This is a genomic window from Peptostreptococcus porci, from assembly GCF_009695815.1.
Lineage (GTDB): Bacteria > Bacillota > Clostridia > Peptostreptococcales > Peptostreptococcaceae > Peptostreptococcus > Peptostreptococcus porci.
This window is the reverse complement of the sequence record NZ_VUNE01000001.1, coordinates 242,910-269,327: the sequence shown is the minus strand read 5'-3', so window position 1 is coordinate 269,327 and position 26,418 is coordinate 242,910. Positions and strand designations below refer to the sequence as shown.

Sequence of the window (26,418 nt, the reverse complement as noted above, 5' to 3'; positions counted from 1 at the left end):
ATAATAAAGATGCCATCAGTTGATGAAACAATACGCAAAATCGATAATGCTATTTGTAGACATTTAGATAATCTCGATGGTTCAACCCGTGGTGCTATTTCTCAAGATATACTAGAACAGCTATCAAAGTTCATAAACCACGTTATGTTTAAGTTCTATTCCAATGGTAGAGATATTCCTTTTAACGAAGAAAATCTTGCTGAAGCATTGGAATACTCACAGGTGACCAGCAGATTATATACGCTATATAAATTTCATAATTTTCTTGAGGTTGTAACAACACAATACACACTTGATGAGGACGGTTCTGAAAGATTGATGCTTAAATACTATAAGTATCTCCTTGAAACCAAGAACCTTATGTGGCAACATTATGGAATTTTAGTACTGCATAATTTAGAAAAATTTCCATTACACCTAGATGATACTCTGCAGGAGTACTATGCGAAAATTTCTGAAAAACTTGAAAAGTATCCTGTGATGCTAAATGCTGTTGAAAACAACAGATACTATATTCAGAAATTAAAGCCACTATTTGTAAATGGGCGTATCTATCATGAGGTAACATTTGCACCCGTAGATGATAGAAAAAATAAAACCAAATCAAACCGTGTTATTGCATTCACAAGGTTGCCGATTATGGGTAACTATGCGTCAAAGTTTCATCTGGTTCAAGAAAGTATAGAGATACTTGGAAAAACAATGCCGATTATGATTATCGATAATTGGGAAGTATCCATACGTGACTGCGAGTTTAAGAATTTTGCTGCAATAATAAGGGGAGATAAAATAAAAGTACCATATGGTGAGCAACGTCTTATCTGTGAATTCATAACAAGAAATGGTTATCCATTAAACGCTCTTATGGACTTTTCAGATAGAGCATACAAAAAATTAACTGATGCTTGGAAGGAAAATCTGAAGTCTTCTAACTTTATCTCGGTTTTAGATCGTTGTAGAGAAATCATTCAGGGTAAGCGTTCAGGACAAAATGTGCTTCGTTATCTTCTTTACAATATGAATAATGTTATTATAAAGAATCAGTATTCGTCTGGTTTCTACAGTACCTACTATGAGGAATGGCGGAATGTTGGTAATAGCTCTCTTTCCTATTTATACTTATCAAGCAAATGCAGACCATTTGACAAGATGCCGTTTAACCAATCTCCGTGCGGCCATAATCCAAAGTTAAGTGCATTGTTCAATTGTATCCCTTGCAGAGATAAGAAACCAGAGTTGTTTGCGAGATATATCCGAAACAACACTGAAGATAAGGGACAGTTATTTACAGATGTTAATGACATCACCACCTATAAGAACATCGAAGATCTAATTGAAAAATACAACAATAGACTCTGGGAGGGTCATCGACCAAAAAGTGATTTAATGCTTGAAAATGGGCAGGTTTTTATCAACGAATACAAGATTGATACGTGTGAAATAGTTAAGAAACTGCAAGAACTATCTTCTTCAGGAATTGATAATTATTATAATGATGTTGAAACCTGGTATATGCTTGATGATTATATAATCGACTGCCCTGAGAAAAGACAAATCATAAGCAAAATTTTTTTCGAATCAAGGGTAGCTGCCATATATGGTTCCGCCGGTGTAGGAAAATCGACACTCATCAATCACGTATCACATTTTCTTAACGATGAACCTAAGCTGTATTTAACGCAAACCAACCCTGCTAAGGATAATCTGATGCGTAAAATTGACGCTGATAACACAAGTTTTTCAACCATAACAAGTTTCTTAAATCAGGGTCGTGATTTTACAAAGTATGAGCTATTAGTTATCGATGAATGCAGTACTGTCAGCAACAGTGATATGGTTGCCACACTTAATAATGCTAGTTTTAACAGGCTGCTACTTGTAGGAGACACTTATCAAATCGATGCGATTCAATTTGGCAATTGGTTCTCTGTACTAAAATCATTTTTGCCAGAAAGTGCTGTATTTGAACTTACAAGACCACATCGAACTAAAGATAAATACCTACTTGAATTATGGGATAAAGTAAGGAATATGGACGAAGCTGCAAAGGAGTACTTAGAAAAAGAAAGTTACTCTTTGAAGGTTGATTCCTCTCTTCTGTCCTCTCTTAAGGAAGGTGAGGCTATTCTCTGTTTAAATTATGATGGTTTGTATGGCATCAACAACATCAATCGATTTCTGCAGGAAAGCAATTCTAATCCGCCTGTTAGATGGGATGTACAATATTACAAAGTTGGTGATCCAATTCTTTTCTTGGAATCCGACAGATTCAGACCTGTCATATACAACAATATGAAAGGCATAATCAGAGGTATTGACATTTTAGATAGCGGCACATATGAAGAACGCATTCAATTTGATGTTGAAGTTCCAAAACAAATAGACGAATCTGAAACTGGAGGATGTGATTTTGAGCTTCTGGAAAGTAATGAAGATAAGTCTGTTATACGATTTTGTGTTCATAAAAAAGATAGTGACGATGAAGACAGAGAAGACCAAGGTCCTATGACCATTGTTCCGTTTCAGGTTGCTTATGCTGTATCTATTCATAAGGCACAAGGTCTTGAATATGAATCTGTTAAAATAGTAATCACCGATGAGGTTGAGGAGCTTGTAACTCATAGTGTCTTCTACACGGCTATTACAAGGGCTAGAAAAAGTCTGAAAATATACTGGACACCGGAAGTTGAGGAAAAGGTTTTAACAAGAATTAAGCCACGAGATATAAGCAAGGATGTAGAAATCCTGAATTACTACTTAGTGGGAAACACCCAGCAAGCAAGCAAGCGAGGAAGTATACCATGAAAATCAGTTATAACAAACTTTGGAAAATGTTAATTGATAAAGAAATGAATAAAAATGACCTTAAAGAAGCTACCGGTCTTAGTGCTGCATCCGTAGCAAAACTTGGTAAGGGTGCAAACATCACAACTGATGTACTCCTAAAAATATGCGAAACTATGGATTGCGAGCTTGAAGATATTATGGAAATAAAAAGAGATTAAGGAGATGCTATGGAACGCAAGCAAACAGCAGAATTAACCAACCTTGTCATGGTCTACGATGATAATGGCAACGTTCTCGTTGAAGAAAAGGTTGGTTCTAATTATCGTGGTCTTATATTCCCAGGAGGTCATGTTGAACCTGGGGAGGCATTCGTTGATTCTGCCATTCGTGAAATACAAGAAGAAACGGGGCTTAATATTAAAAATGTAAAACTTTGTGGAGTAAAAAACTGGGTAGAATTCGATGGTTCAAGATACATCGTATTTTTATATAAGACAAACAAATTTAGTGGTGAACTGACGTCTTCAGATGAAGGAAGAGTCTTCTGGATGCCACTCGAGAAACTAAGAAAAGCAGAGAATAAATTATGGCACATGGATCAGATGTTGGAACTCTCTTGTGGTAATACCTACTCAGAACTTTATTTCAACAGGAATGATTCTGCCATCAAACCAATTTTGAAATAACAGGAGGAAAATGCTATGAAAACACAATTATTAAATTCTCTATATGAAAGATATAATATTAACTCTTATGGTTTTGGGGCTATACATGACAAACTTGGAGATGTTTACGAGGATTATTGTAAAACTATACTGAAATCCACCACTTTCTTAAATGACATACAAAATGGAAATGTAAACACACTTGAAACACAAGTGTTATCGAACATATTAACAACCAATGGTATTACAAACTTTACTGCAATACACACTATAGAAGCCACTACACAAATTCCCCATAGAAGTACTGGTGGTAACTCAAAAACCGATATTATTGCAACTGTACATATGATAAACGGTAATTCTATAGTTTTGCCTATTAGTTGTAAGCAATCAACCGTGCCAAAAGTTGCCCTTGCCGAGTTTGATGTTGATACAATTTGTCGTGAAATGCGAATTACTAATCCTCGCTTAAAAACTCTCTTGCTTAAACATCAAGTAGATTGCTCAGCTAAAAATTTTTCAGCAACTGAAAAAAATGAACTTGTAATGCTAATGCAACCTATCGCAAGAGATTTTGTGCGATGGGTATTGACAGGTTCTCCTTCAATAAATTCTCACGATGTATGTATTCCAACATCAATCATCAAATTCAAATTAAAAAAGCCTTCAGATAGATATAACATAAATATTAATAATGGAGATTTTGATTATCTCTCTTTTGAAACGTTAACAATTGAGGAATGTATTAATAATATTATGTATAAAAGTAATGGTTCTATAAAACCAGGTGGATTTGGAACTGGATTATCATGGACTTATGCTACAGGCTCTAAAGGTCAAAAGATGCAATTTAAAGGTTAAAAGGGGGGTATTAATTTGCGTGCAAAAACAATGTATAAGGACAACTCTTCAAGAATATATCTTGCAGATACACTAACAACTACTGTTATTCCAGATGATTACATTGATTTGATTGTAACATCCCCTCCTTATAACCTGGATATTGATTATAAATCGTGTGCAGATAATCAACCATATGATGAATATTTAAAATTTACAAATAAATGGTTAAAAAAATGCTATAGATGGTTAAAACAAGATGGACGTATGTGTCTAAATATTCCACTAGATAAAAATAAAGGTGGTCATCAAAGCGTTGGTGCTGATATTACTACAATAGCAAAGGAAGTTGGTTTTAAATACCACTCCACGGTAGTGTGGAACGAGGGCAATATTTCCAAATCTTCAGCATGGGGATCCTGGATGAGTGCATCATCTCCATATGTAATTGCACCTGTTGAGCTTATTCTTTTGCTATATAAGGATTCTTGGAAAAAAACGAGCGGGTCAAGAAAATCTGATATTTTACGTGAAGAATTCATTTCTTGGACCAATGGTGTGTGGACATTTAACGGAGAAAGTAAAAGAAAAATCGGTCATCCCGCTCCATTTCCTGTTGAATTACCAAAAAGATGCATTAAATTATTTAGCTTTATAGATGATATTGTATTAGATCCATTTATGGGAAGTGGTTCAACTCTCGTAGCTGCAAGACAGCTAAGCAGAAGAGGGATTGGAATAGATTTTGAAGAGGACTATTGTAATATAGCAATAAATAGAATAAAAAACGAAACTTAAAGCAAAAAGCTGCATTCAAAGGATAACTCTTTGAACGCAGCCTTTTGTTATTTAAGTACTTTCACAAACTCTTTAGCTATTGCAAAAGCCAACAACGGTGGTATTGCATCACCTATTTGTTCATACTTATCTTGTTCTTTTGCACTATGAAATGCAACATATGGTCCCGCAAACTGATACCAATCAGGAAAACTTTGTAATCTTGCAGCCTCTCGTGGGGTAATTGCACGATTAATATATGGATGAAGAATCTCATCTAAACAGTGAGATGTAACTGTAAAACTTGGCTCATCATCCAGCAACCTTCTGTTTCTACTACCATATATAGTGTTCGGAAATAAATGCCTGTACTCATCGATTCTTCCTTCGTCACAAAGACGATTGTATGTCGATTTCATACTTTCTCTTACTTTAATAAGTGCAAGTAACTCTTGTTTTTTCTTTGTATGTCCTGGTCCTTTATGTGCACTAACACTATCATCCGAAAATAAACCCTTAGCTAATAAATATTTCGGCACATCAGCGTTTATATCTTCGCTATGGTAATTTCCCCTCATAATAGATACAAACCATTTCTGATTATCATTCGTATATTTTTCACTTTTTGTATATTTTGATGATTCTACTCCCATTCCAACTTGATCCAAGTCTAAGATAGCATCTCCAACGGTAACATATGGATTCTCACATCCGGGACCATGAGTTTTTTGAGGATAGTGAAAATCGATTTTATCTAGGTCTCTTCTTATTGCTACCAAAAACAGACGCTCTCTCGCCTGTGGTACACCGAAGTCGCATGCTTTTAACAATACTTCATTTGGATTTCTCGAAACTAATCTATAACTAGGAGTTACAGTCTCGTCTTCAAATGTATCACATATGTATTTAAAAATCGCACCTTTCACTCCATCTTTAGCTTTAGAAAACATGCCTTTTACATTTTCAAAAAGAATAGACTTTGTGTTAACAGTTCTAGCAATTCTTATAATATTGCTAAATAAATCATCTCTTTCATCTCCAGCTGTTCTTGTGCCTGCAATACTGAAACTCTCACACGGAGCACCACCCGAAACGACATCAACAGTTTCGTTTACAGAGTCAATTCCATATCTTGCATTAAGAAACTGTTTCACCATTTGACTACTCACTTGATTAATATCTCCATGAATGACAATAGATTGTGCACTTTCCTTCATGAAAGAATTTAAATAATCCTCATTCTTTCCTTTATCAGTTATATATTTAGATAATTCAAACACTTCTGCATTATGACTAGTTGAATATGTCTCAACTGTTGTATCAGTCCACTCTACAGCAATTAAAGGTAAAATACCTGCCCACTTAAATCCTGTACATAAACCTCCTGGTCCCGAAAAAAGGTCAATACTAACCAATTTGAAATTTTCGGTCTTCATTCTTTCTTGTAAACTTTTATTCATTATCAGCAATCTCTCCTTGATTAGAATTAATATTTTCTGCAATATCACAAATGTCGCACTGTAAAGCATCACATATCTTCCCTAGAATCTCTGTGTTGATATTCTGGTCTTTTGCAATCTTAGATAAAGAAGTAGTACTAATATCAGCCATTTCGCACAAGTCCTTCTTTTTCATACCTCTGTCAATCAATAATTTGAATAACTTTTTATAACATAACGCCACTACCATACCTCCTCGTTTCGCTTTGATATCTTTTGATAAGTATAACAGAAAAATCGGGCTTTGTCAATATTTATCGAGCGTTTGCGTACCTTTTTATTTGTTCGCCCGATTAATCGTAGTAACAATACAATTATTCATTTCCAATGGAAATCTCTCATCAACGTCAAAAAAAATAAGACCCCAAACAGGTCTATTCTTCACATCAATCCTATCAACTCAACTATCCCATTTTCATTCCGTCAACTCAACCCTATGAAAATTTAAACGTTGATATGTTTCCTAACACTCAAAGAAGTGGAATTTTGAGGCTCCGTTAATTTATCCCGAAGCACTCAAAATCCCTTTATTTCAAGCCTTTTCTCGCTATTTACTTCTGTACTTTTGTAAGTAAACAGACCGTCTCCACATGCACGCTATGTGGGAACATATCCACAGGCTGCACTTCTTCGCACTCATACCCTCTCTCAACCATATACTTCAAATCTCTCGCCAATGTAGCAGGATTACAGCTCACATACACGACCCTATCCGGCTGCATATTCACTATAGTATCCAACACTTTTTCATCGCATCCCTTTCTCGGAGGATCAACGACCACAACATTGGCTCTCTTCCCCTCTTTATACAATCTCGGAACAACTTCTTCTGCTTTTCCAACGTAAAATTCTGCATTTTCGATATTGTTTCTCTTCGCATTTTTCCTTGCATCTAAAATTGCCTCTTCTACTATCTCAACTCCATAAACCTGGCTTGCTTTTTTTGCCAAAAACAGTGAAATTGTACCAATCCCACAATATATATCAAAGACCACGTCGCCTTCTTCTAGCATTGCGTATTCCAATGCTTTTCCATATAAGACCTCTGTTTGTGTCGGGTTGACTTGAAAGAATGAAAGTGGTGATATCTCAAATTCCAACTCCCCTATATTGTCTATGATTTTGCCCTCACCAAAAACATTTATATTATTTCTGCCGAGTATCACATTTGTTTTTTCTTTATTTACGTTCAATACCAACGTTTTAAATCCATCTATTTTTGATTTTAGCTCTTCTACCAAAAATTCCATATTAGGTAATTTTGTATCTGTAACGACAAGTACGACCATAACGTCGCCTGTTGTATATCCAATCTTTGTCAAAATATGTCTTATCGTTCCTTTATGTGTTTTCTCATCATACGCACTTATATTGTTATCTTCCATATACTGTCTAACTATACCAACTATTTCATCGTTTTTTTCATGCTGGATAACGCATTTGTCCATATCGATGACTTCATGTGATTTCTTTTTATAAAAACCTATCTTTAGCTTTCCATCTGATTTTTGAACTGGAAATTGTGCTTTATTTCTATATCTGAATGGATTCACCATTCCCAAAGCTGGATGCACTGTAATATTTTCCAGACCTCCAATTCTTTTTAAGTCTTCTTTTACACTGTTTGTCTTTATTTCTAGCTGCTTTTTATAATCCAATTCCTGTATCTGGCATCCTCCACAGCTTCTATATTTCATTGAACATACACGGTCAACTCTATATTTTGAGGGTTCTATTATCCTTGATATCACACCTTCTGCATAATTTTTCTTGGATTTGGTTATTTTTACATCCACAACCTCTCCCAATAAAGCACCATCGACAAAAACCGTAAAGCCTTCATATTTCCCTATTCCAACTCCATTTTGTCCTATATCAACAATCTCACATCTATACTTTTTGTTTTTTTCTAGCATTACTCCTCCGTATTTTTTCAAATCATAAATATTTTCCAACTTGTAATTTATCATGAATACCTTGTCATGTCAATATGAAGGCAACACTATATTTTACACACTTCTTGGTTGTCAACACATAGGTTAGGATATTTTAGTTGTCAATCTTTGTTTTCAAAACATATATTACACCAACCATCACTACTCAAAATTTTTACCATCAACGCTAAATATTATACAACCAATATTATACAACAAAAAAAACATAGCTGTAAATCACTTAGGGTATTGCCTCAGTATTTAAAGCTATGCTTTTAAGTTTCATTATTTTATTATAACAAATAGTTATGTTGAATGTATATTAACTATGTATATTAACTATGTATATTAATTATTAATATTTTCTTCTCTAGTTACTCCTCCATATGAAGGTTCAACTATTATTTTATCGCCTGTTTTAACCTTTTTAGTCACATCTGGAACTGATACAATTACCGGTATTCCAAGATTTATTCCGACGATTGCGGCGTGTGAAGTCATGCCGCCAGTTTCAGTTACTATCGCTGCTGATTTTTCCATATAAGGTAGCATTTCTCTATCTGTTCCAACAGTTACCAAGATATCTCCCTGATTAAACTCTTCACATTTTTCGCCAGGAAGAACGACTCTAGCAGTACCTTCGACAAATGCCTTACCTATACCTACGCCTCTTCCGATAAATTCTGAAATCACACTTACTCTTATCATATTTGTTTTTCCAGTTTTTCCAACAGGTACTCCTGCTGTTACGACAACGATGTCGCTAGGCTGTACAAACCCTGCTTTTTTTGTAGCTTCTATTGATGCTTCAACTAATTCGTCAGTGCTTTCTGCCAATTCACTCTTAACTGGATATGTCCCCCAAACCAATGATAATTTTCTCATTACTTTATCGCTTTGTGTCGCTGCGATTATCGGTGCCTGAGGTCTGAATTTCGATACCATTCTAGTCGTATATCCAGAGGAAGTGCACGTTATTATCGCTTTAGCATTCAAATCCATAGCTGTCGTACAAGTTGCGTGACTTATTGCATCTGTAACCTTGATTCCACTACAAAGTGAATTTTTTTGATTTCCAACGCTATAGTCAAGTGTTTCTTCTGTTCTAATAGCTATTCTATTCATAGTTTTTACGGCTTCTATCGGATATTTTCCAGCCGCAGTTTCACCAGATAGCATTATCGCATCAGTTCCGTCATAAATCGCATTAGCTACATCTGTTACCTCTGCTCTGGTAGGTCTTGGATTTCTGATCATTGAATCCATCATCTGAGTTGCTGTAATAACAGGCTTTGCCAATTCATTACACTTCTTTATTATCATCTTCTGTACAATCGGAACCTCTTCACCAGGAATTTCAACGCCCATATCACCTCTTGCAATCATTATTCCATCAGAAACCTGAAGTATTGAGTCAATATTATCAACACCCTCTTGACTCTCTATTTTCGATATTATTTGAATATCTGAAGCATCGTTATCTTCAAGTACCTTTCTGATTTCCAAAACATCAGAGGCCTTTCTTACAAATGACGCCGCTATAAAATCTATACCTTGCTCAATACCAAACTCAATATCTGAAATATCCTTGTCAGTAATAGCCGGTAGATTGATTACAACACCTGGCAGATTTACACCCTTCTTTGATGATACCTTTCCAGAATTTTTTACAACAGTTAGAATGTCATTACCTTTTATTTCCTTGATCAGCAACTCTACCAAGCCGTCATCAATCAATATTTTATCACCAACTTTTACGTCATTGACCATATTCTTATATGAAACAGTACACCTTTCACTGTTACCGACACATTCATCCATAGTAACTGTGAATTCAGCACCTTCTTCCAAAATTACAGGTTCTTCAAAATCACCTGTTCTAATCTCAGGTCCTTTTGTATCCAACAGGATGGCAATCGGCATCTCCAATTCTTCTCTAATTCTCTTCGTTCTATCCATTCTCTCCTTATGTTCCTCATGTGAGCCATGAGAAAAATTGAATCTACATACGTTTAATCCATTCAAAGCCAACTCTCTCAATACATCATCAGAATCGGTTGCTGGTCCCATTGTACACACTATTTTCGTTTTCTTTAAACTAACCATTTTGTTCACTCCCATTAAAATAAAAAACATATACAACTATATTGATAGCACTTTGGCCATTTCGTAGCTTTCTTCGTCGAATTTCTTTTCTACAGCAAGTGCTTCATCTATATCCATATCAATAATCTCATTATTTTTGATTCCTACTACTCTACCACTTTTTCCTTCTATCAATAATTCAACAGCTTTATTCCCAAGCTTGCTGGCAAGTATTCTATCAAACGCAGATGGTGCACCACCTCTCTGAACATGTCCAAGAACTGTTATTCTAACATCTGCCTTGTCCTCATCTGTCAACGCAGCCTTTAATCCAATCGCCCCATTTTCAATGCTTGTTGCACCTTCTGCCAAAACAATTATGCTGTGCTTCTTTCCTCTTTTTTGAGTCGTCTTTAATCTCTTTACAATTTCCTCAGTCTTTATATCAATTTCAGGTACAACTATTGATTCTGCTCCACCTGCCAAGCCTGCATAAAGAGCCAAATCTCCACAATGTCTACCCATCACTTCGACAATATTCACTCTATCATGTGAAGAAGAAGTGTCCCTTATTTTCGAAATAGCATCTATTATAGTATTCATGGCAGTGTCAAATCCAATTGTATAATCAGTATATGCCAAATCGTTATCTATTGTTCCCGGAATACCTATTGTTGAAACTCCCAATTCGCATAGTTTTTTTGCTCCGTTAAAAGTTCCATCTCCACCGATTACTACCAGACTCTCAATTCCAATCTTTTCCAAAATCTTTACAGCCTTCGCTCTTCCCTCTTCCGTTCTAAATTCATCACTTCTAGAAGATTTTAGTATCGTTCCACCTCTCTGGATAATATCACCTACAGATGACAAGTCCATTTCGACAAACTCCTCATTTAACAATCCCTTGTATCCTTTTTCGATTCCATATACTTTGTAACCATAGTATATTGCTGTTCTGACAACGGCTCTAATGGCCGCATTCATTCCTGGAGCGTCTCCACCACTTGTCAAAATACCTATTGCCTTCATAATAATGCCTCCTTCTTACCATATTCACTTCACTTATTTTTTTGCATTTTATTTATACACTTATTTTTTGCATTCTATTTCTATGTGTGTCATTTTTATGTACATTGTTTTTTATTTTACCGTTTTTATTATATTATTTTATTTTCATGTGCTACTTTTCTATTTTTATATGCTTTATATATTATTTATCCCATTTATTATGCGTTAATATTCTATTTATTGATTTTTCTACAATTTATTCATTTTCTTACATTAGCACAAAATTCTCAAATTTATAAAGCTTACTTTTTTAAAATAAAGGGACTAATTTTGTCCATCACAGATATTATTATCCCATTATGGTTAAAAAATTTTGATGAAAAACATTCATCAACTGTTATTATAGCATATTGACACATTCTTGTACAATACTAAATACCAAAATATACTTCAACTAAATATTTTCACAAGAAATAGTTTTAAAACGGTTCATTACATAATCAAAAAGGCCCGTAGCATTCACTTTCAACAAAATTGAATACACGAGCCAATTGTCTAATTTCGCTAATATATGGTGTGTAGCAACTCATCAATATATTAAAAAATCACTACATTTTTCTTCAATTTATTACCATATTATTACTATTTTATTACTATGTCATTTTTTTCCAGTATTTTCTGAAGTTCCTCTTCAAATCCTTCGTCAGCATATACTCCCATACCTTTTAATTTGTACGTAATTTTACTGCCATTTGCATTTTCATCCACTGGGAATATGACTACCTCATCCGTTCCTCGATTCGTGTTTATTATTGAATAAATCTTGTTAATCAATTCCTTATTTGACATAGAATCTATTCTCAAAAACACTTTTTTTCCAGTTCCAATATTTTGAGTTATAGCAGATCGATTTGTATTATACTTCTTTTGAGTAGAAAACTCGCTTTCGTCATCAATAGCTTTTATCTCTGTAATATTCAATGACACCATATCGTCACCTCTAACACTTATTCTACCTTTTACTAGAACAAATTTATCTTCTCGCAACAAATCAGTGTATTTTTCTAGCTCATTTGGAAAAGCGACCAAATCAATCTTTCCATATAAGTCTTCCAACTCTAAAAAAGCCATCAATTGGTTTTTCTTGGTAGAAAGCACCTTCTTGGCAACAATTATCCCGCCTATTATCTGTTCAGAATTGTTAAGCTCCAATAATTTTTCCGGTTCCTCCTTTAGGGAATTAATCATCAGTGTATTTATTGAGGCTCTTTTTGTCAATATCTCCTTATATTCTGACAGAGGATGCCCAGAAACATATATTCCCAAAACTTCCTTTTCCATATCTAGTTTAATCTTGTCCTTGAGTTCTTCTCTAAAAGTCAAATTAGAACTAGTTGACATCATGCTGTCATCAACAGTATCTCCTGCAAACAAATCAAACATCGATATCTGACCTTCAATATTATTCTTTCTGGATTTCGACACACTCTCCAATACAGACTCAAAGTTATACAAAAGAGTTGCTCTGTTTTGACCGGTAGTGTCAAATGCTCCACCCTTTATCAGACTCTCGATGACTCTCTTATTTGTATATTTTGCATCAAGTCTTTTTATCATATCTGATAAATCAGTAAACTCACCATTTTTATTTCTTTCAGAAACAATGTTGTCTATTACCGATGCTCCAACATTTTTCACAGCTGCCAAACCGAATCTTATATTATCTCCATCAACAGAAAACTTTGAAAATGACTTGTTGATGTCAGGTGGCAAAACCTTAATTCCTATAGCTTCACATTCTCCTATGTATTCTACAACCTTATCTGTATTTCCCATAACAGAGGTCATCAAAGCCGCCATAAATTCCACTGGATAATGTACCTTCAAATATGCCGTTTCATAAGCCAAAACGCCATAAGCAGCTGCATGAGATTTGTTGAATGCGTATTTTGCAAAATCGATCATCTCGTCAAATATTTGATTTGCTACATCTTCAGGCACACCATTTCTAACGCATCCCGCAATTTCTATATCATCATTTTCGTCTAGCTTTCCATGAATAAAATACTGTCTTTCTTCTTCCATGACATCCATTTTCTTTTTACTCATGGCTCTTCTAACTAAGTCACTTCTACCAAAGCTATACCCACCTAGCTCTCGAACAACCTGCATAACCTGCTCCTGATACACTAAGCAACCGTATGTTACATCCAAAATAGGTTTTAGCTTTTCATGCAGATATGTAACTTCGCTCGGATTATGCTTGCAATTAACATATTTGGGAATTGATTCCATTGGACCCGGTCTATACAAAGATATTCCGGCAACAATGTCTTCAAAGCTGCTTGGCTTCAGCTGCTTCATAAAGCTTCTCATACCAGCACTTTCAAGCTGGAACACACCCATAGTATTCCCAAGCGACAGTTGCTCATACACCTTCGGATCATCGTATTCCATCCTTGAAAAATCAATTTTTTCTGTATACCCCTTAGATTCTCTATTCAGCTCTATCAAATCTAATGTATCTCTAATAACTGTAAGTGTTCTCAGACCAAGAAAGTCCATTTTTAAAAGGCCCAATTCTTCAAGTGTTGTCATAGTAAATTGAGTCGTGATTGAATCTTGATTTCTATAAAGTGGAACATACTCGTAAACAGGATTTTTAGAAATAACAACACCTGCTGCATGAGTGGACGCATGTCTTAGCATTCCCTCTAACTTCTTTGATATATCTATGATTCGCTTCACATCTCCATCATTATCGTATAATTTTTCTAGATTAGGATTTTCATCAAACGCCTTGTCTATTGTCATACCCAGTGAAAATGGTATCTCTTTTGCTATCGAGTCGACTTTATTATATGGGATATCCAAAACTCTACCTACATCTCTAATGGCAAGCTTTGCACCCATTGTACCGAAAGTGATTATCTGAGCTACGTGATCGGAGCCATATTTGTCCTTCACATACTCAATTACTTCCTCTCTTCTCTCGTAACAGAAGTCAATATCTATATCGGGCATAGTTACTCTTTCTGGATTTAAAAATCTCTCAAACAACAAATTGTACTTTATCGGATCGATATCCGTTATTTTCAATGTATAAGCAACTATTGATCCAGCCGCAGATCCTCTTCCAGGACCTACAATTATATTATTGCTCTTTGCAAAGTTTATAAAGTCCCAAACTATCAGAAAATACTCAATATAACCCATGTTTGCAATAACATCAATCTCATAGTCAAGTCTTTCCTTGATTTCATCATCCACATTGGTTCCATATCTATCCTCAAGACCAAGATAGCAAAGCTTTCTCATATAGTCCAAAGCTGTCATTCCATCTGGAACTTCAAATGAAGGTATATGATATGTATTAAAATCGAATTCCACGTTACACCTTTCAGCAATTTTTAGTGTATTGTCGATTGATTCAGGTGCAAATGAAAATAGCTCCTCCATCTCTGCTCTAGATTTTAGGTAAAACTCATCATTTGGAAATTTCATTCTCGTAGGATCATCAACTATCTTTTGCATCTGAATACATAGTAGTATATCGTGATTCTCTGAGTCCTCTCTTCTGACATAATGTGAATCATTTGTTGCAACCAATGGAATATCAAGCTCTTTTGACAGTTTCAACAAGCCAGCATTTACCTCTTTGTCCTCAAACAAATTATGATCCTGTAGCTCTAAAAAGAAATTATCCTTGCCAAAAATTCCCCTGTATTCAATTGAAAGTTTTTTTGCCAGTTCATAATCCCTAGCCATCAAAGCCTTTGGAATTTCTCCATTTAGGCATGCAGATAGACATATTATCCCATCTGAGTATTTTCTCAGTTGCTCTTTGTCAGTTCTAGGTTTGTAGTAAAAGCCTTCCGTATAAGAATCAGATACTATTTTTATCAAATTTTTGTATCCATCGTTATTTTCAGCAAGTAATATCAGGTGTGATGAGTATTTATCTATCATTGGGTCTTTTTCTGACATAGATCTTGGCGCCACATACACTTCGCAACCTATTATCGGCTTTATTCCGTTTTTCTTGCATTTTTTATAAAAATCTACAACGCCGAACATCGATCCATGATCTGTAATTGCACATGAACTCATTCCCAATTCCTTTATTCTTGGAATCAGCCAATCTAGTCTGGAAAATCCATCTAAAAGACTATATTCTGTATGCACATGAAGATGACAAAAATCTTTTTTTTCATTATTATCTATATCATCATGATGTATTTCATTGTTGTCTATATCTTGATGTATCTCATTGTATTTTTCATCGGTGTCTATATCTTGATATATTTCATTGCCCTTTTCTACATTCATACCATCACCTCCATTATTTTAAAATAGCTGATGCAAAGGCACCAGCTTAAAATAAATCTTCCAAAGATACTTCATCTCTATGTCTATTGGCAATTTCCTCTATTTTTTTGAACCTGTGATTTACACCAGATTTTCCAAGAGGGGGATGTAGCATTTCTCCCAATTCTTTCAAGCTCATATCTTCATACTCTAATCTGAGCATCGCCAACTCTTGAAGATTTTCTGGAAGTCCCCTTATGCCGATAGTTTTTTGTATAATCAATATATTTTCAACTTGCCTAACAGCCGCATCAACAGTTTTAGACAAATTGGCTGTTTCACAATTTACTATTCTATTTACATTATTTCTCATTTCTTTCATTATTTTTATGTTTTGTAATGCAAACATTGCATTTGTAGCTCCAATTATTGCCAGTAAATCTGAAATCTGCTCACTTTCCTTCAAATATACCACAAAATTATTCTTCCTAGCTACAATTTTGCTATTAAATCCCATAGAATTTATAAGCTCACTTAATTCATAAGCATAGTCTTCATTGTTTGCGACAAATTCCATGTGATAATTTTTTTCTGGATCGTTAATTGATCCACCACCCAAAAATGCACCTCTAATATAAGCGTGTGCGTCCTCTGGCTCTTTTACTATTTTGTTGGAAATATCATTTCTTGTGATAAACGTATTTTCATTATCTAATATTCCCAAGTCTACCAATAGCTTTGATGCTCCCATTTCAGGAGTAATAGTCAACACGTAACTATTATTTTTCTTTAGCATTTGATTTTTATTAACAGTGATACTAGTGTTGATTTCAAATTCTTTCTTCAATATTTTAAAAACTCTTCTAGCTATAGAATTTAACTCAGTCGTAATTTTTAGCCCTATTTGCATATTGCCCATAAAATGCAAACTTCCTGAAAGTCTTATTATAGCTGATAATTCAGCTATATCCAAAGCTCTGTTGCCAATATCCATTCTTGAAAGCTCATTTTTTGTCTCAGTTGAAAATGACATAATCTCTCTATTTTTCCTTTTCAAGCTCTTTCAAGGCGACCTTTATTATTTCTTTTTCATCAGTATATCTAGCCATATCAGCAACTCTATTTACATGAATGAATTTGGCTTCTACAAAACCTTCTTCTTTTTGTGGAACAGTATCCATATTTTTGGCACACATCAAATACCAATAAACTATCTTGTGAACGTCCTTACTATCGTCCCAATTTTCTTTATATGTATAATGTATTTCCCCCAAATACTTTCCTATTTTGGCTTTTACTCCAGTTTCTTCTCTAACTTCCCTAAGAGCAGCTTGCTTATGAGTTTCTCCCAATTCTACCTTACCCTTGGGGAGAACCCAATCACCATTGTACTTTCTCAGCAACAGTATAGAATTACCAAGAACAACAACTCCACCTGCACTTACCTCTTCTCTCATAGTATCACTCCTTAAAAAAAGAATTAATTATAATTCTTACAAATCAGTATTATAACTGTGCTTTATTGCAATCTTCATCACGACATTTGATAATAAATCAGCATCGTGCCTAATATAACCACTTCTAATCTCTATTAATTTCTGCTCCAGACAGGCAATTCCAGACAGCCCTAGACATTCCCTCTGTTTTTCATCCAATAAAATCAATTTTGCTCCGTCCTTTGCGTATCTCTCAAAAACGCCAACTGGCAACTCTTCGTTATTTACAATTACATAATCAATAAAATTCACTCCTGCATGATCAAGCAATACTTTTACATGATCTACAACATCCTTGCCATCAGTTTCTCCTGGCTGTGTCATTATATTGCAAATATAAATTTTGGGAGCAGTTGAACTAGACAAAGCATCTACCACACCATCCACCAAAATATTTGGAAGAATACTCGTATACAAACTGCCAGGACCTATTACTATCGCATCAGCTTCCTTTATAGACGTAATAACTTCATCCAAAGGCTTTGCATTTTCCTTATCTAAGGACATTTTTTTTATCTTGCTTTTTGCCCTTCTAGCAGCGCTTGGTATATTTGATTCACCTACTATTTTTTCTCCATTTTCCAACTCAGCAACTAGATTGATATCCTCCATAGTAACCGGCAATACCTTTCCTGTAATGGCAAAAATTTGACTCATCTTGTAAACAGCCGTTTCAAAATTATCGTATAATCCAGTCATCGCAGCGATAAATAAATTCCCAAAACTTTGACCTTTAAGCGCTCCATCAGAAAACCTATACTGCATTACTTCATTCATCGTAGGTTCGATGTTCGCAAGTGCCAACAGACAATTTCTAATATCTCCAGGTGGCAACATTCCAAGATCCTCTCTCAACGCACCTGATCCACCACCATCATCTGCAACAGTAACTATGGCAGTAATATTCTTTGTTGTATGCTTAAGCCCTCTCAAAAAAACAGATTGGCCTGTACCACCTCCGATTACGACTATTTTGGGTTCAAATTTATTTTTCTGAATAGTTTCAATCGTAATCTGATTCTGATCTACTGTCTTTTTGTATAATAAAATAAATCTATAGATAACATAAAATGCAATTATAAAAGAAATCACACCCAAAAATGCAAGCAATGCAAGTATCATCTCAAGTCCTGATAAGTTTATCTGCATAATATCCTCCAATTAATCCAACTTTGCATCTCTATGCTTCTTCACTACTCTATAGCCCTTGTCATTCAGATAATCAAAAGAATAGTTTGCTATTGTAACAGACCTATGTCTTCCACCTGTACAACCTATCCCAATCACTAGATGCTGCTTTCCTTCATTGATATACTGAGGTATTAGAAAATCATACAGATCAAATAGCTTTTCAACAAATGCCTTGCTCACTTCTGAGTTCATCACAAATGCCCTTACATCTTCGCTATCTCCAGTTTTTGGTCTTAAATCCAGATCATAGTATGGATTTGGCAAAAATCTTACATCAAATACCAAATCTGCATCTATTGGAAGTCCGTATTTAAATCCAAACGAAACCACAGAAATTGTGATATTTGGACTGTTTAGACCATCATCCTCATCATATATACTAGCAATTTCCTGTTTCAAATCCTTTGGCTTCATATTGCTAGTATCGATTATCATCCTTGAATATTTTTTTAGAGGCTCCATTATCACTCTTTCTTTTTTTATTCCATCAGAAATCTGAGAATTTGCCGCCAATGGATGATTTCTCCTCGTCATCTTATATCTCTTTACCAATACATCATCATCACAATCCAAATATATCATATCAAACTTAAAATTAGCAGAATCCAAATGCTCCAAGGCAGAGTTTAATTCTTGAAAGAACTCTCTTCCTCTGATGTCAATTCCCAACGCCACTTTATCTATATTTGAATTTGAATGAAAAAACAATTCTGCAAAATTCACTATTAAGGCAGGAGGTAGATTGTCGACACAGTAATACCCCATATCTTCTAATGCTCGCATTGCTTCACTTTTTCCAGAACCAGATAATCCCGTTACTATGACAAATTTCATATCAAAACCTCCTTTTTTACGCCACACTTAAATTTCAATATTTTCTATTCTACTGACGTCCAAACCGGCTTCCTCTACAATTTTAAACGCCTTTTCAAAATTCGCAACATTCTCTGGAGAATGTGCATCAGAACCGATATAGAACTTTATATTTCTATCTCCAATTTTCTTGATCATCTCCGGACTAAGCTTCCTATGATGACCGTTTATTTCAAGCCCTGTACCTGTCTTTTCAGCCATGTCAGCAACCCTCTCAATATCCACTTTCCCTTTATCTCCAGGGTGCGTTATATATAGGATATTATATTTTTGCATGGCATTTACAACGGCTCTAGTGTTATATTCCTTTGAGAATATTCCACCAAATAAAAGATTGTCTATGTTATGCAATAGAGATCTCAATGAAGTCGGCTTTGCACCATAATGATATCCTGCTAGAATATAGTCGAACTTGTCTATCAAATCCTCTTCCATGTCGATTTTTCCACTGTCATCTAGTATATTGCATTCCATCCCCATCAAAATTTCAATATCGCTGTATTTCTCGTTTAATCTATCTATTTCTTCTCTTTCTTTTAGAGCATTTTTTCTCGATAATCCGTAAAAATTATGAGAAAATCCATGCTCCGAAATTCCTATTTTCTTCAGACCCTTATCAATCGCAACCAAGACGTTTTCTTCAATCGTCCCCTTTGCGTGCCTTCTCTTTTCATTGTTTCCACAACTGAAAATCGTATGTGTATGAAAGTCTCCAATAATTTTCATAATTAATCTTCACCTAAAATCTTTACTTCCTCTTCAAGCCTTACGCCTTGTTGATCATATACAGTGCTTTTGATATGCTCAATCAAATTGATAATGTCAGTGGCTGTTGCATTGTTATAGTTTATGACAAAACCAGAGTGCTTTTCAGAAACCATCGCTCCACCCACACTCGCACCTTTTAAGTTTGAATCTTGAATCAGCTTACCAGCAAAATATCCGTCTGGTCTTTTGAATGTACTACCTGCACTCGGATATTCAAGTGGTTGCTTCGTTCTTCTCTGATATGCAAGATCCTCCATCTTTTCCTTTATCTCATCAAATTTTCCGTTTTTCAAAGATATAACTGCCGAAATTGCTATCATTTTTCTGTCTGACAGTATGCTGTGTCTGTATCCAAACTCCATTTCTTCATTTGTAAACTCGACTATTTTTCCTTTTTCATCCATCAATCTCACAGATTTAACGATATTTTTCATCTCTCCACCGTATGCGCCCGCATTCATAGCCAATGCACCACCAAGCGTTCCCGGAATCCCAGAAGCAAACTCAAACCCAGTCAAATTATTTTCCATCGCAGCCCTGCCGATTGAAGATAACAATGCACCAGTCTGAATTATCATATCGTCACCAACAATTTCAAACGAACTGAAATTATCAGCAATTTCAATCACTACACCTCTAAATCCACCGTCTTTAATCAATATATTTGAACCATTTCCTTTTACAAGGAAAGGTATATTATTATCATTTAAAAAGCTAAAAATGTCTTTTATTTCGTCTTCCGTCTTTGGTCTGACCAAAACATCTGCCGGACCTCCTACTTTGAAGGAAATATGTTTTTTCATTGACTCATCTATAAAAATTGAATTTTCATCTATAATGTCTTTAAGCATTCCATACAATTCATTCTTAGTCATTTCTTCCTCCTATTTTCAATTACATAAAACTATACCACCTTATATAATAACCAAAATATAAAAAAATAACAATACTTTGTAAAAAAATAATTAAATAATGTATGGTTTCAATCATAGCAAAATCAATTTATTTTTTTGTTACAGTTTTTTCACTTATTATTTGCTCCAATTTACTGGTAAACTCGATTGCCGAATCCATACCCAATTGTCTTTGTCTATAGTTCATAGCAGCAACCTCTAAAACCATGGCAACATTTCTTCCCGGCTTGACAGGTATTACTATTTTTTCGATTTTTTCACCCAAAATATATTCATAATCTCTATCCAATCCAAGTCTATCGTAATATTTGCCTTCTTTCCAGTTTTCCAGATATGCCACCATATCTATTTTCTTGCTGATGTTAATGCTCTTTGCACCATATAGGTTTTTGATATCTACAATACCTATCCCTCTTATTTCAAGATAATTTCTAAGGATCTCCGGCGCCTGTCCAACCAATACACCCTCGTCTATTTTTTTAATCTCCACAGCATCATCGGCAACCAATCTATTTCCATTTTGGACAAGCTCAAGTGCAGTTTCCGATTTTCCGATACTGCTCTCTCCTTTTATCAAAACCCCAACACCATTGATATCCACCAACACTCCATGTATGGTTTCCTGTGGTGCCATCTTATCATCTAGATAGGACGACATCTTATTGATAAATTTTGTAGTCTCCTTATCAGTCGTGCATACAATTTTATCGAATTTTTTTGCCCAGTAATAAAAATCTTCTCTTAGATTTAAACCTCTTGTGATTATTATTACAGGAATATCATATGAAAATAGCTTTTTTAAGGTATCTTCTCTATGCTTCATATCAAAATTCCCAAAAAAAGTATATTCTGTTTTACCAATTATCTGTATTCTCTCGGCAGTAAAGTAATCAAAATATCCTGCCAGCTGTATCCCTGGTCTATTTATTTCTTGCTCAGTAATTACCGTCAATTCCGCCTTACCCTTTGGCGATATTACTTCGGTCAATTTCAAATCATCTATTAAATTTCTAACTGTAACTTCACTCATTTTTTATCTCACTTTCTTTAAATGCTTCAAAATAGATTTTGCCAGCTCTTCATTAATCCCTTTTATGGAAACTAAATCTTCAACCTTCGAATTTTTGATAGAATCTATATCTCCAAATTTTTCCATCAGTGCTTTTTTCTTCTTTGGTCCTACACCAGAAATGTCATCTAATGCCGATTTTGTCATCTTCTTGTCTCTCAAGCTTCTATGGTATGAAACAGAATAATTATGCACCTCCTCTTGAATACTAGCGACAAACCTATATATTCCAGAGGTATTATCTAGTTCAATCTCCATCTCAGAATTTACCAAGCCCTTAGTTCTATGTCTGTTATCTTTATACATACCCCAAAGTGGTATATCTTCACCGTTTTCATCTAAAACTTTTTTTACGGCACTAACCTGACCCTTTCCACCATCTAGTAAAATCAAATCTGGTAAATTCCCATGCTTCAATCGTCTATCAAGTATTTCAGCCATAGAAGCATAATCATCAGCACCTTCAACTGTTTTTATCTTAAACCTTCTGTATTCTTTTTTATCTTTTAGCCCATTGGTGTACACTACCATTGTTCCGATAGAATCTACTCCCTGAATATTAGAAATATCATATGCCTCTATCCTATTTAGCATGGAATCCAGCCCCAACAGCTCCTTCAATTCTTCCAACGCACCCAGACTCTTTTCATACTTACGCTTCTTCAAATCACCAAATTTTGTCAAATACTCATCTGCATTTTTTCTAACCATCAATATGAGTGCTCTTTTTTCTCCTTTTTGTGGTACTCTAATGCTGACATTTGTACCTCTCTTGGAAGAAAGCATCTCTGTAACAATCTCCAAATCCATAAAGCTTTCTTCGACTATCAGCTCTTTCGGTATATATTCCTGAGACATATAAAACTGCTTGATAAATGATCCCAATATGACCTCTCTGTCACTACCTTGTACACCTTCTAGCATAAAATTTTCTCTGCCTGAAATTTTACCATTTCTAATGAAAAACACCTGAACACACGCCTCATCTTCAGTATTTGCCATAGCAATCACGTCTTGATCAGAATTATTTTGTACATTTGAAATCTTTTGTTTTTCAATTACATCATTCAGGCTCGATATCTTATCTCTAAATTTTGCGGCTTCTTCAAACATCAGATTATCAGAATAGTATTTCATCCTCTGAGTCATCGTATCAATAAGATTTTCCTGCTTACCAGATAAAAACAGTGTTATTTCATTTACCATATCCATGTATTCAGCTCTATCAACTCTTCCTGTACAAGGACCTGTACACCTTTTTATGTGATAATTTAGACATGGTCTGTTCCCTTGTCTAATCGCCTTGTCTATATCGATATTACAGGTTCTAAGCTGATATATGTTTCTTATAGCTTCCAAAGTATCATTTACAGCAGAAACATTCGAGTATGGTCCAAAATATTTTGCTCCATCCTTTAATATCCTTCTAGTTTTAATCACTCTTGGATAAGATTCGTTAACGGTAACCTTTATGTATGGGTAGGTTTTGTCATCCCTCAACAATACATTATACTTCGGCTTGTATTTTTTTATTAAATTACACTCCAGTATCAATGCTTCTAATTCAGAGTCAGTCATTATATACTCAAAGCTACTAATATTTTTTACCATCGACTTCACCTTATCAGCGTGATTTTTCGATGACTGAAAATACTGTCTTACTCTATTTTTTAGAGATACTGCTTTTCCAACGTAAATTACATTATCATATTTGTCTTTCATTATGTAGACACCCGGACTATCCGGCAAAATCTTCAAATGAGCCTTAATATCAAACAAACTACTTTCCTCCTATTACAATGTATGAGTTAAACCTTCGACCATAGTCATCTTTTTCGATAATATCTATTTTTTTATGTTTTATTAATTTAAAATCCTTATCGTATATAGAGATACTGTTCTTGGATACTAGTATCAGATTATTTTCATTATCTACGCTTATTGATTGAGGATATTCGTCTACTATAATATTTTTTGTTTGCTTTGAAACTCTATCTAAATATACTATTTCCTTTTTATTTTTAAAAAGTACCATAGTAATATCTTCCTGCAAAATAATATTATTGTTAAACAGTATCAAATCAGAAAACATATATCTATAGGAATCATTTTTAATAATTGTCTTTGATATTGCTTTCGTCTTCAGATTATACTCTATTAAATCATATTTGCCTATTTGTCCTTTTTCATCATCTTCAATAAATTTTCCTAAAACATATATCGTATCACCATCAAGATGTGTATATAGAACCTCATTAATACCTTCAAGTGTCAATTTAGATTTTTTCTTCGTATGGTTATAAAGAGTTACTTTATTTTTATCATTCATATAGTAATATAAATCCGAATTATACTCGAACATTGAAGGAGATAATGTATGATTTATTTTCTCATCAGCTATTGAAGTATTTTTTTCTTTATCATATATATTCAAATTAGCTTTACCCACTAATATTTCAATTGTATAGATATTATTTTTACCAACGAAAAAATAACTAGGGTAGCAATTCATTTTTATATCACTTTGCTTAAAATCTTTTTTATTTACTTTTTATTATAAACTAATTCATCATACAATCAACCCTTTTTATAAAAAATAGCAGCACCCAGAATACCAAGTATCCAAGATGCTGCCACATATGTTTCAGTTTTTATTCATGATCTAATTGATAACTTACTATCGAAAATCGAAATATTATCCAAGATAATATCTCATAAATATTCCGATTTTTCAATACTTATAAATCAATTTCAGTGTAGTTATATTATTATATTATTATATTATTATATTATTATTTTCAATATTTCCTTTTATGTCGACACATTTCCTCAGTCGACTTTTTCTAATAATTAATTATTTTCTACGGCTTTTGCATCGGCGATTATTGATGCATAATCTACCTTTCTGCCAGCCTTTCTTCTCTCAGCCAATTCTGCTGTTGCTGTAAATAGAACGTCTGAAGAAGAGTTAAGTCCAGTTTCACAAGAGTCCTGAATAACCCCTATTATGAAACCAACTCCAACAACCTGCATTGCTATATCGTTTGGTACACCAAATAGTGAACACGCAAGTGGTATCAATAGCAACGATCCTCCTGCAACACCTGACGCTCCACAAGCAGATACAGCAGATAATACAGAAAGAATAATTGCAGTTGGTAAATCGACCTTGATTCCCAAAGTATTAGCAGCTGCCAACGCCAACACTGCAATTGTGACAGATGCACCAGCCATGTTTATAGTTGCTCCCAAAGGAATCGAAACTGAATATGTATCCTTATCCAACCCAAGATCCTTACAAAGCTTCATATTAACAGGAATATTTGCAGCAGAACTTCTAGTAAAGAATGCATATAATCCACTATCTTTAAGCGTTCTAAAAACAAGTGGATAAGGGTTTGTTCTCGTCTGTGTCCACACTATTATAGGATTTACTACTAGTGCAACAAAGAACATACAACCAACAAGAACTAGCAGCAGTTTTCCGTAATCAGCGAAAACTCCAAGCCCATTTGTAGATACTGTACTATATACCAAGCCCAAAATACCAAACGGTGCAAAACTTATTACCCATCTAACAGCCTGTGATACTGCTTCAGAAATGTTAACCAAAAGTGACTTTGTTCCTTCAGAGGAATTTCTCAAAGCGAAACCAAAAATAATTGCCCATGTTAAAATACCGATATAATTAGCCGAAACTAATGCATTGACTGGATTGTCAACTATATTCATTAGTAACGTTTTTAATACTTCTGCGATTCCACCTGGAGCCGTCACGTCGGTTGCTCCTTCTGCCAATACCAATTCAATTGGGAAAATGAAACTAGCCAAAACTGCTACAAGTGCAGCTGAAAATGTTCCTATCAAATACAACACAATAATGTTTTTCATATTAGTTTTATGTCCTGATTTATGCTGTGAAATCGCAGCTATAACTAGGAAGAAAACCAACAATGGTGCCACTGCCTTCAATGCACCTACAAATAGAGAACCCAAAATCCCTATTCCTTCCCATTTCGGGACAACAATTCCAAGAATAGCACCGATAAACATACCAACAATAATACGCTTTACGAGACTTATGCTATTCCACTTGCTGAGTAAATCTCTCATAGTAAATACCTCCTATAAAAATTATATTAAAAATAATAACTCTACACTTAATAGAAAACACTGTGCCGCAAATTCAGAGCACAGTGTCTCA

Annotated in this window: 21 protein-coding genes; 5 read left to right on the top strand and 16 right to left on the bottom strand. The window is 34.6% G+C overall.

The features are described from left to right. Positions 1-9 precede the first annotated feature (9 nt). Genes FYJ71_RS09935 through FYJ71_RS01055 form a run of 5 tightly spaced genes read left to right on the top strand, consistent with a single transcriptional unit; the run spans position 10 to position 5,090 of the window. Positions 10-2,805: an ATP-dependent DNA helicase gene (locus FYJ71_RS09935; RefSeq protein WP_154537003.1), complete on the top strand. Its 2,796-nt coding sequence runs from the start codon at positions 10-12 to the stop codon at positions 2,803-2,805. Next, positions 2,802-3,005 carry a helix-turn-helix domain-containing protein gene (locus FYJ71_RS01070; RefSeq protein WP_154537002.1) on the top strand — a complete coding sequence of 68 codons (204 nt, stop codon included), beginning with the start codon at positions 2,802-2,804 and terminating at the stop codon, positions 3,003-3,005. Before FYJ71_RS09935 ends, FYJ71_RS01070 begins: the two co-directional genes overlap by 4 nt. A gap of 9 nt (positions 3,006-3,014) precedes the next feature. Next, positions 3,015-3,473 carry an 8-oxo-dGTP diphosphatase gene (locus FYJ71_RS01065; protein WP_154537001.1) on the top strand — a complete coding sequence of 153 codons (459 nt, stop codon included), beginning with the start codon at positions 3,015-3,017 and terminating at the stop codon, positions 3,471-3,473. Between the two features lie 15 nt (positions 3,474-3,488). Then, on the top strand, positions 3,489-4,313 hold the full coding sequence (locus FYJ71_RS01060) for an MspI family type II restriction endonuclease (RefSeq protein ID WP_154537000.1): 825 nt from the start codon (positions 3,489-3,491) through the stop codon (positions 4,311-4,313). A 15-nt stretch (positions 4,314-4,328) separates the two neighbouring features. Then, on the top strand, positions 4,329-5,090 hold the full coding sequence (locus tag FYJ71_RS01055; RefSeq protein ID WP_207707202.1) for a DNA-methyltransferase: 762 nt from the start codon (positions 4,329-4,331) through the stop codon (positions 5,088-5,090). 47 nt (positions 5,091-5,137) lie between these two features. Here FYJ71_RS01055 and FYJ71_RS01050 read toward each other — a convergent pair whose 3' ends face one another. The 16 genes from FYJ71_RS01050 to sstT all read right to left on the bottom strand — a co-directional run bounded on the left by FYJ71_RS01050 (position 5,138) and on the right by sstT (position 26,327). Then, positions 5,138-6,529, bottom strand: a complete 1,392-nt coding sequence (locus FYJ71_RS01050; protein ID WP_195836871.1) for a DNA cytosine methyltransferase — start codon at positions 6,527-6,529, stop codon at positions 5,138-5,140. Continuing rightward, positions 6,522-6,752: a helix-turn-helix domain-containing protein gene (locus FYJ71_RS01045; RefSeq protein WP_328597731.1), complete on the bottom strand. Its 231-nt coding sequence runs from the start codon at positions 6,750-6,752 to the stop codon at positions 6,522-6,524. Before FYJ71_RS01045 ends, FYJ71_RS01050 begins: the two co-directional genes overlap by 8 nt. A gap of 367 nt (positions 6,753-7,119) precedes the next feature. Further along, a complete protein-coding gene (gene rlmD / locus FYJ71_RS01040; protein ID WP_154537516.1) occupies positions 7,120-8,484 on the bottom strand; it encodes a 23S rRNA (uracil(1939)-C(5))-methyltransferase RlmD in 1,365 nt (454 codons plus the stop codon). A 366-nt stretch (positions 8,485-8,850) separates the two neighbouring features. Next, a complete protein-coding gene (gene pyk / locus FYJ71_RS01035; protein ID WP_154536997.1) occupies positions 8,851-10,608 on the bottom strand; it encodes a pyruvate kinase in 1,758 nt (585 codons plus the stop codon). A gap of 36 nt (positions 10,609-10,644) precedes the next feature. Then, the gene (pfkA, locus tag FYJ71_RS01030; RefSeq protein WP_154536996.1) at positions 10,645-11,616 is read right to left on the bottom strand and encodes a 6-phosphofructokinase; all 972 of its coding nucleotides are present in this window, start codon (positions 11,614-11,616) and stop codon (positions 10,645-10,647) included. Positions 11,617-12,237: 621 nt separating this feature from the next. Further along, positions 12,238-15,924, bottom strand: coding sequence for a DNA polymerase III subunit alpha (locus tag FYJ71_RS01025; RefSeq protein ID WP_154536995.1), 3,687 nt, complete (start codon positions 15,922-15,924; stop codon positions 12,238-12,240). A gap of 46 nt (positions 15,925-15,970) precedes the next feature. Further along, a complete protein-coding gene (gene whiA, locus FYJ71_RS01020) occupies positions 15,971-16,936 on the bottom strand; it encodes a DNA-binding protein WhiA (RefSeq protein WP_154537515.1) in 966 nt (321 codons plus the stop codon). 7 nt (positions 16,937-16,943) lie between these two features. Beyond that, complete coding sequence (locus FYJ71_RS01015) at positions 16,944-17,360, bottom strand: NUDIX hydrolase (protein WP_154536994.1); 417 nt, start codon at positions 17,358-17,360, stop codon at positions 16,944-16,946. A 36-nt stretch (positions 17,361-17,396) separates the two neighbouring features. Continuing rightward, positions 17,397-18,548 (bottom strand): gluconeogenesis factor YvcK family protein, encoded by a 1,152-nt coding sequence (locus FYJ71_RS01010; RefSeq protein WP_154536993.1) that lies wholly within the window; start codon positions 18,546-18,548, stop codon positions 17,397-17,399. Between the two features lie 12 nt (positions 18,549-18,560). Continuing rightward, positions 18,561-19,424, bottom strand: a complete 864-nt coding sequence (gene rapZ / locus FYJ71_RS01005) for an RNase adapter RapZ (RefSeq protein WP_154536992.1) — start codon at positions 19,422-19,424, stop codon at positions 18,561-18,563. 27 nt (positions 19,425-19,451) lie between these two features. Continuing rightward, the gene (locus tag FYJ71_RS01000; RefSeq protein WP_154536991.1) at positions 19,452-20,189 is read right to left on the bottom strand and encodes a PHP domain-containing protein; all 738 of its coding nucleotides are present in this window, start codon (positions 20,187-20,189) and stop codon (positions 19,452-19,454) included. A gap of 2 nt (positions 20,190-20,191) precedes the next feature. Continuing rightward, positions 20,192-21,106: a UDP-N-acetylmuramate dehydrogenase gene (murB, locus tag FYJ71_RS00995; protein ID WP_154536990.1), complete on the bottom strand. Its 915-nt coding sequence runs from the start codon at positions 21,104-21,106 to the stop codon at positions 20,192-20,194. A 127-nt stretch (positions 21,107-21,233) separates the two neighbouring features. Continuing rightward, a complete protein-coding gene (gene hprK / locus FYJ71_RS00990) occupies positions 21,234-22,175 on the bottom strand; it encodes an HPr(Ser) kinase/phosphatase (protein ID WP_154536989.1) in 942 nt (313 codons plus the stop codon). 3 nt (positions 22,176-22,178) lie between these two features. Continuing rightward, positions 22,179-23,993 (bottom strand): excinuclease ABC subunit UvrC, encoded by a 1,815-nt coding sequence (uvrC, locus tag FYJ71_RS00985; RefSeq protein WP_154536988.1) that lies wholly within the window; start codon positions 23,991-23,993, stop codon positions 22,179-22,181. A 1-nt stretch (position 23,994) separates the two neighbouring features. Beyond that, entirely contained in the window at positions 23,995-24,663 is a 669-nt protein-coding gene (locus FYJ71_RS00980; RefSeq protein WP_154536987.1) for a hypothetical protein, read from the bottom strand. A 401-nt stretch (positions 24,664-25,064) separates the two neighbouring features. Continuing rightward, positions 25,065-26,327, bottom strand: a complete 1,263-nt coding sequence (gene sstT, locus FYJ71_RS00975) for a serine/threonine transporter SstT (protein ID WP_154536986.1) — start codon at positions 26,325-26,327, stop codon at positions 25,065-25,067. Between the last annotated feature and the right edge of the window lie 91 nt (positions 26,328-26,418).

Coding starts and splice junctions, on each gene's coding strand:
- rapZ (WP_154536992.1), bottom strand. CDS start 19,424: ATGAAATTTGTCATAGTAACGGGATTATCTGGTTCTGGAAAAAGTGAA.
- FYJ71_RS01010 (WP_154536993.1), bottom strand. CDS start 18,548: ATGCAGATAAACTTATCAGGACTTGAGATGATACTTGCATTGCTTGCA.
- pfkA (WP_154536996.1), bottom strand. CDS start 11,616: ATGAAGGCAATAGGTATTTTGACAAGTGGTGGAGACGCTCCAGGAATG.
- FYJ71_RS01070 (WP_154537002.1), top strand. CDS start 2,802: ATGAAAATCAGTTATAACAAACTTTGGAAAATGTTAATTGATAAAGAA.
- FYJ71_RS01015 (WP_154536994.1), bottom strand. CDS start 17,360: ATGAGAGAAGAGGTAAGTGCAGGTGGAGTTGTTGTTCTTGGTAATTCT.
- hprK (WP_154536989.1), bottom strand. CDS start 22,175: ATGAGTGAAGTTACAGTTAGAAATTTAATAGATGATTTGAAATTGACC.
- FYJ71_RS09935 (WP_154537003.1), top strand. CDS start 10: ATGCCATCAGTTGATGAAACAATACGCAAAATCGATAATGCTATTTGT.
- FYJ71_RS01025 (WP_154536995.1), bottom strand. CDS start 15,924: ATGAATGTAGAAAAGGGCAATGAAATATATCAAGATATAGACACCGAT.
- murB (WP_154536990.1), bottom strand. CDS start 21,106: ATGACTAAGAATGAATTGTATGGAATGCTTAAAGACATTATAGATGAA.
- FYJ71_RS01000 (WP_154536991.1), bottom strand. CDS start 20,189: ATGAAAATTATTGGAGACTTTCATACACATACGATTTTCAGTTGTGGA.
- whiA (WP_154537515.1), bottom strand. CDS start 16,936: ATGTCATTTTCAACTGAGACAAAAAATGAGCTTTCAAGAATGGATATT.
- rlmD (WP_154537516.1), bottom strand. CDS start 8,484: ATGCTAGAAAAAAACAAAAAGTATAGATGTGAGATTGTTGATATAGGA.
- FYJ71_RS01060 (WP_154537000.1), top strand. CDS start 3,489: ATGAAAACACAATTATTAAATTCTCTATATGAAAGATATAATATTAAC.
- FYJ71_RS01050 (WP_195836871.1), bottom strand. CDS start 6,529: ATGAATAAAAGTTTACAAGAAAGAATGAAGACCGAAAATTTCAAATTG.
- pyk (WP_154536997.1), bottom strand. CDS start 10,608: ATGGTTAGTTTAAAGAAAACGAAAATAGTGTGTACAATGGGACCAGCA.
- FYJ71_RS01065 (WP_154537001.1), top strand. CDS start 3,015: ATGGAACGCAAGCAAACAGCAGAATTAACCAACCTTGTCATGGTCTAC.
- sstT (WP_154536986.1), bottom strand. CDS start 26,327: ATGAGAGATTTACTCAGCAAGTGGAATAGCATAAGTCTCGTAAAGCGT.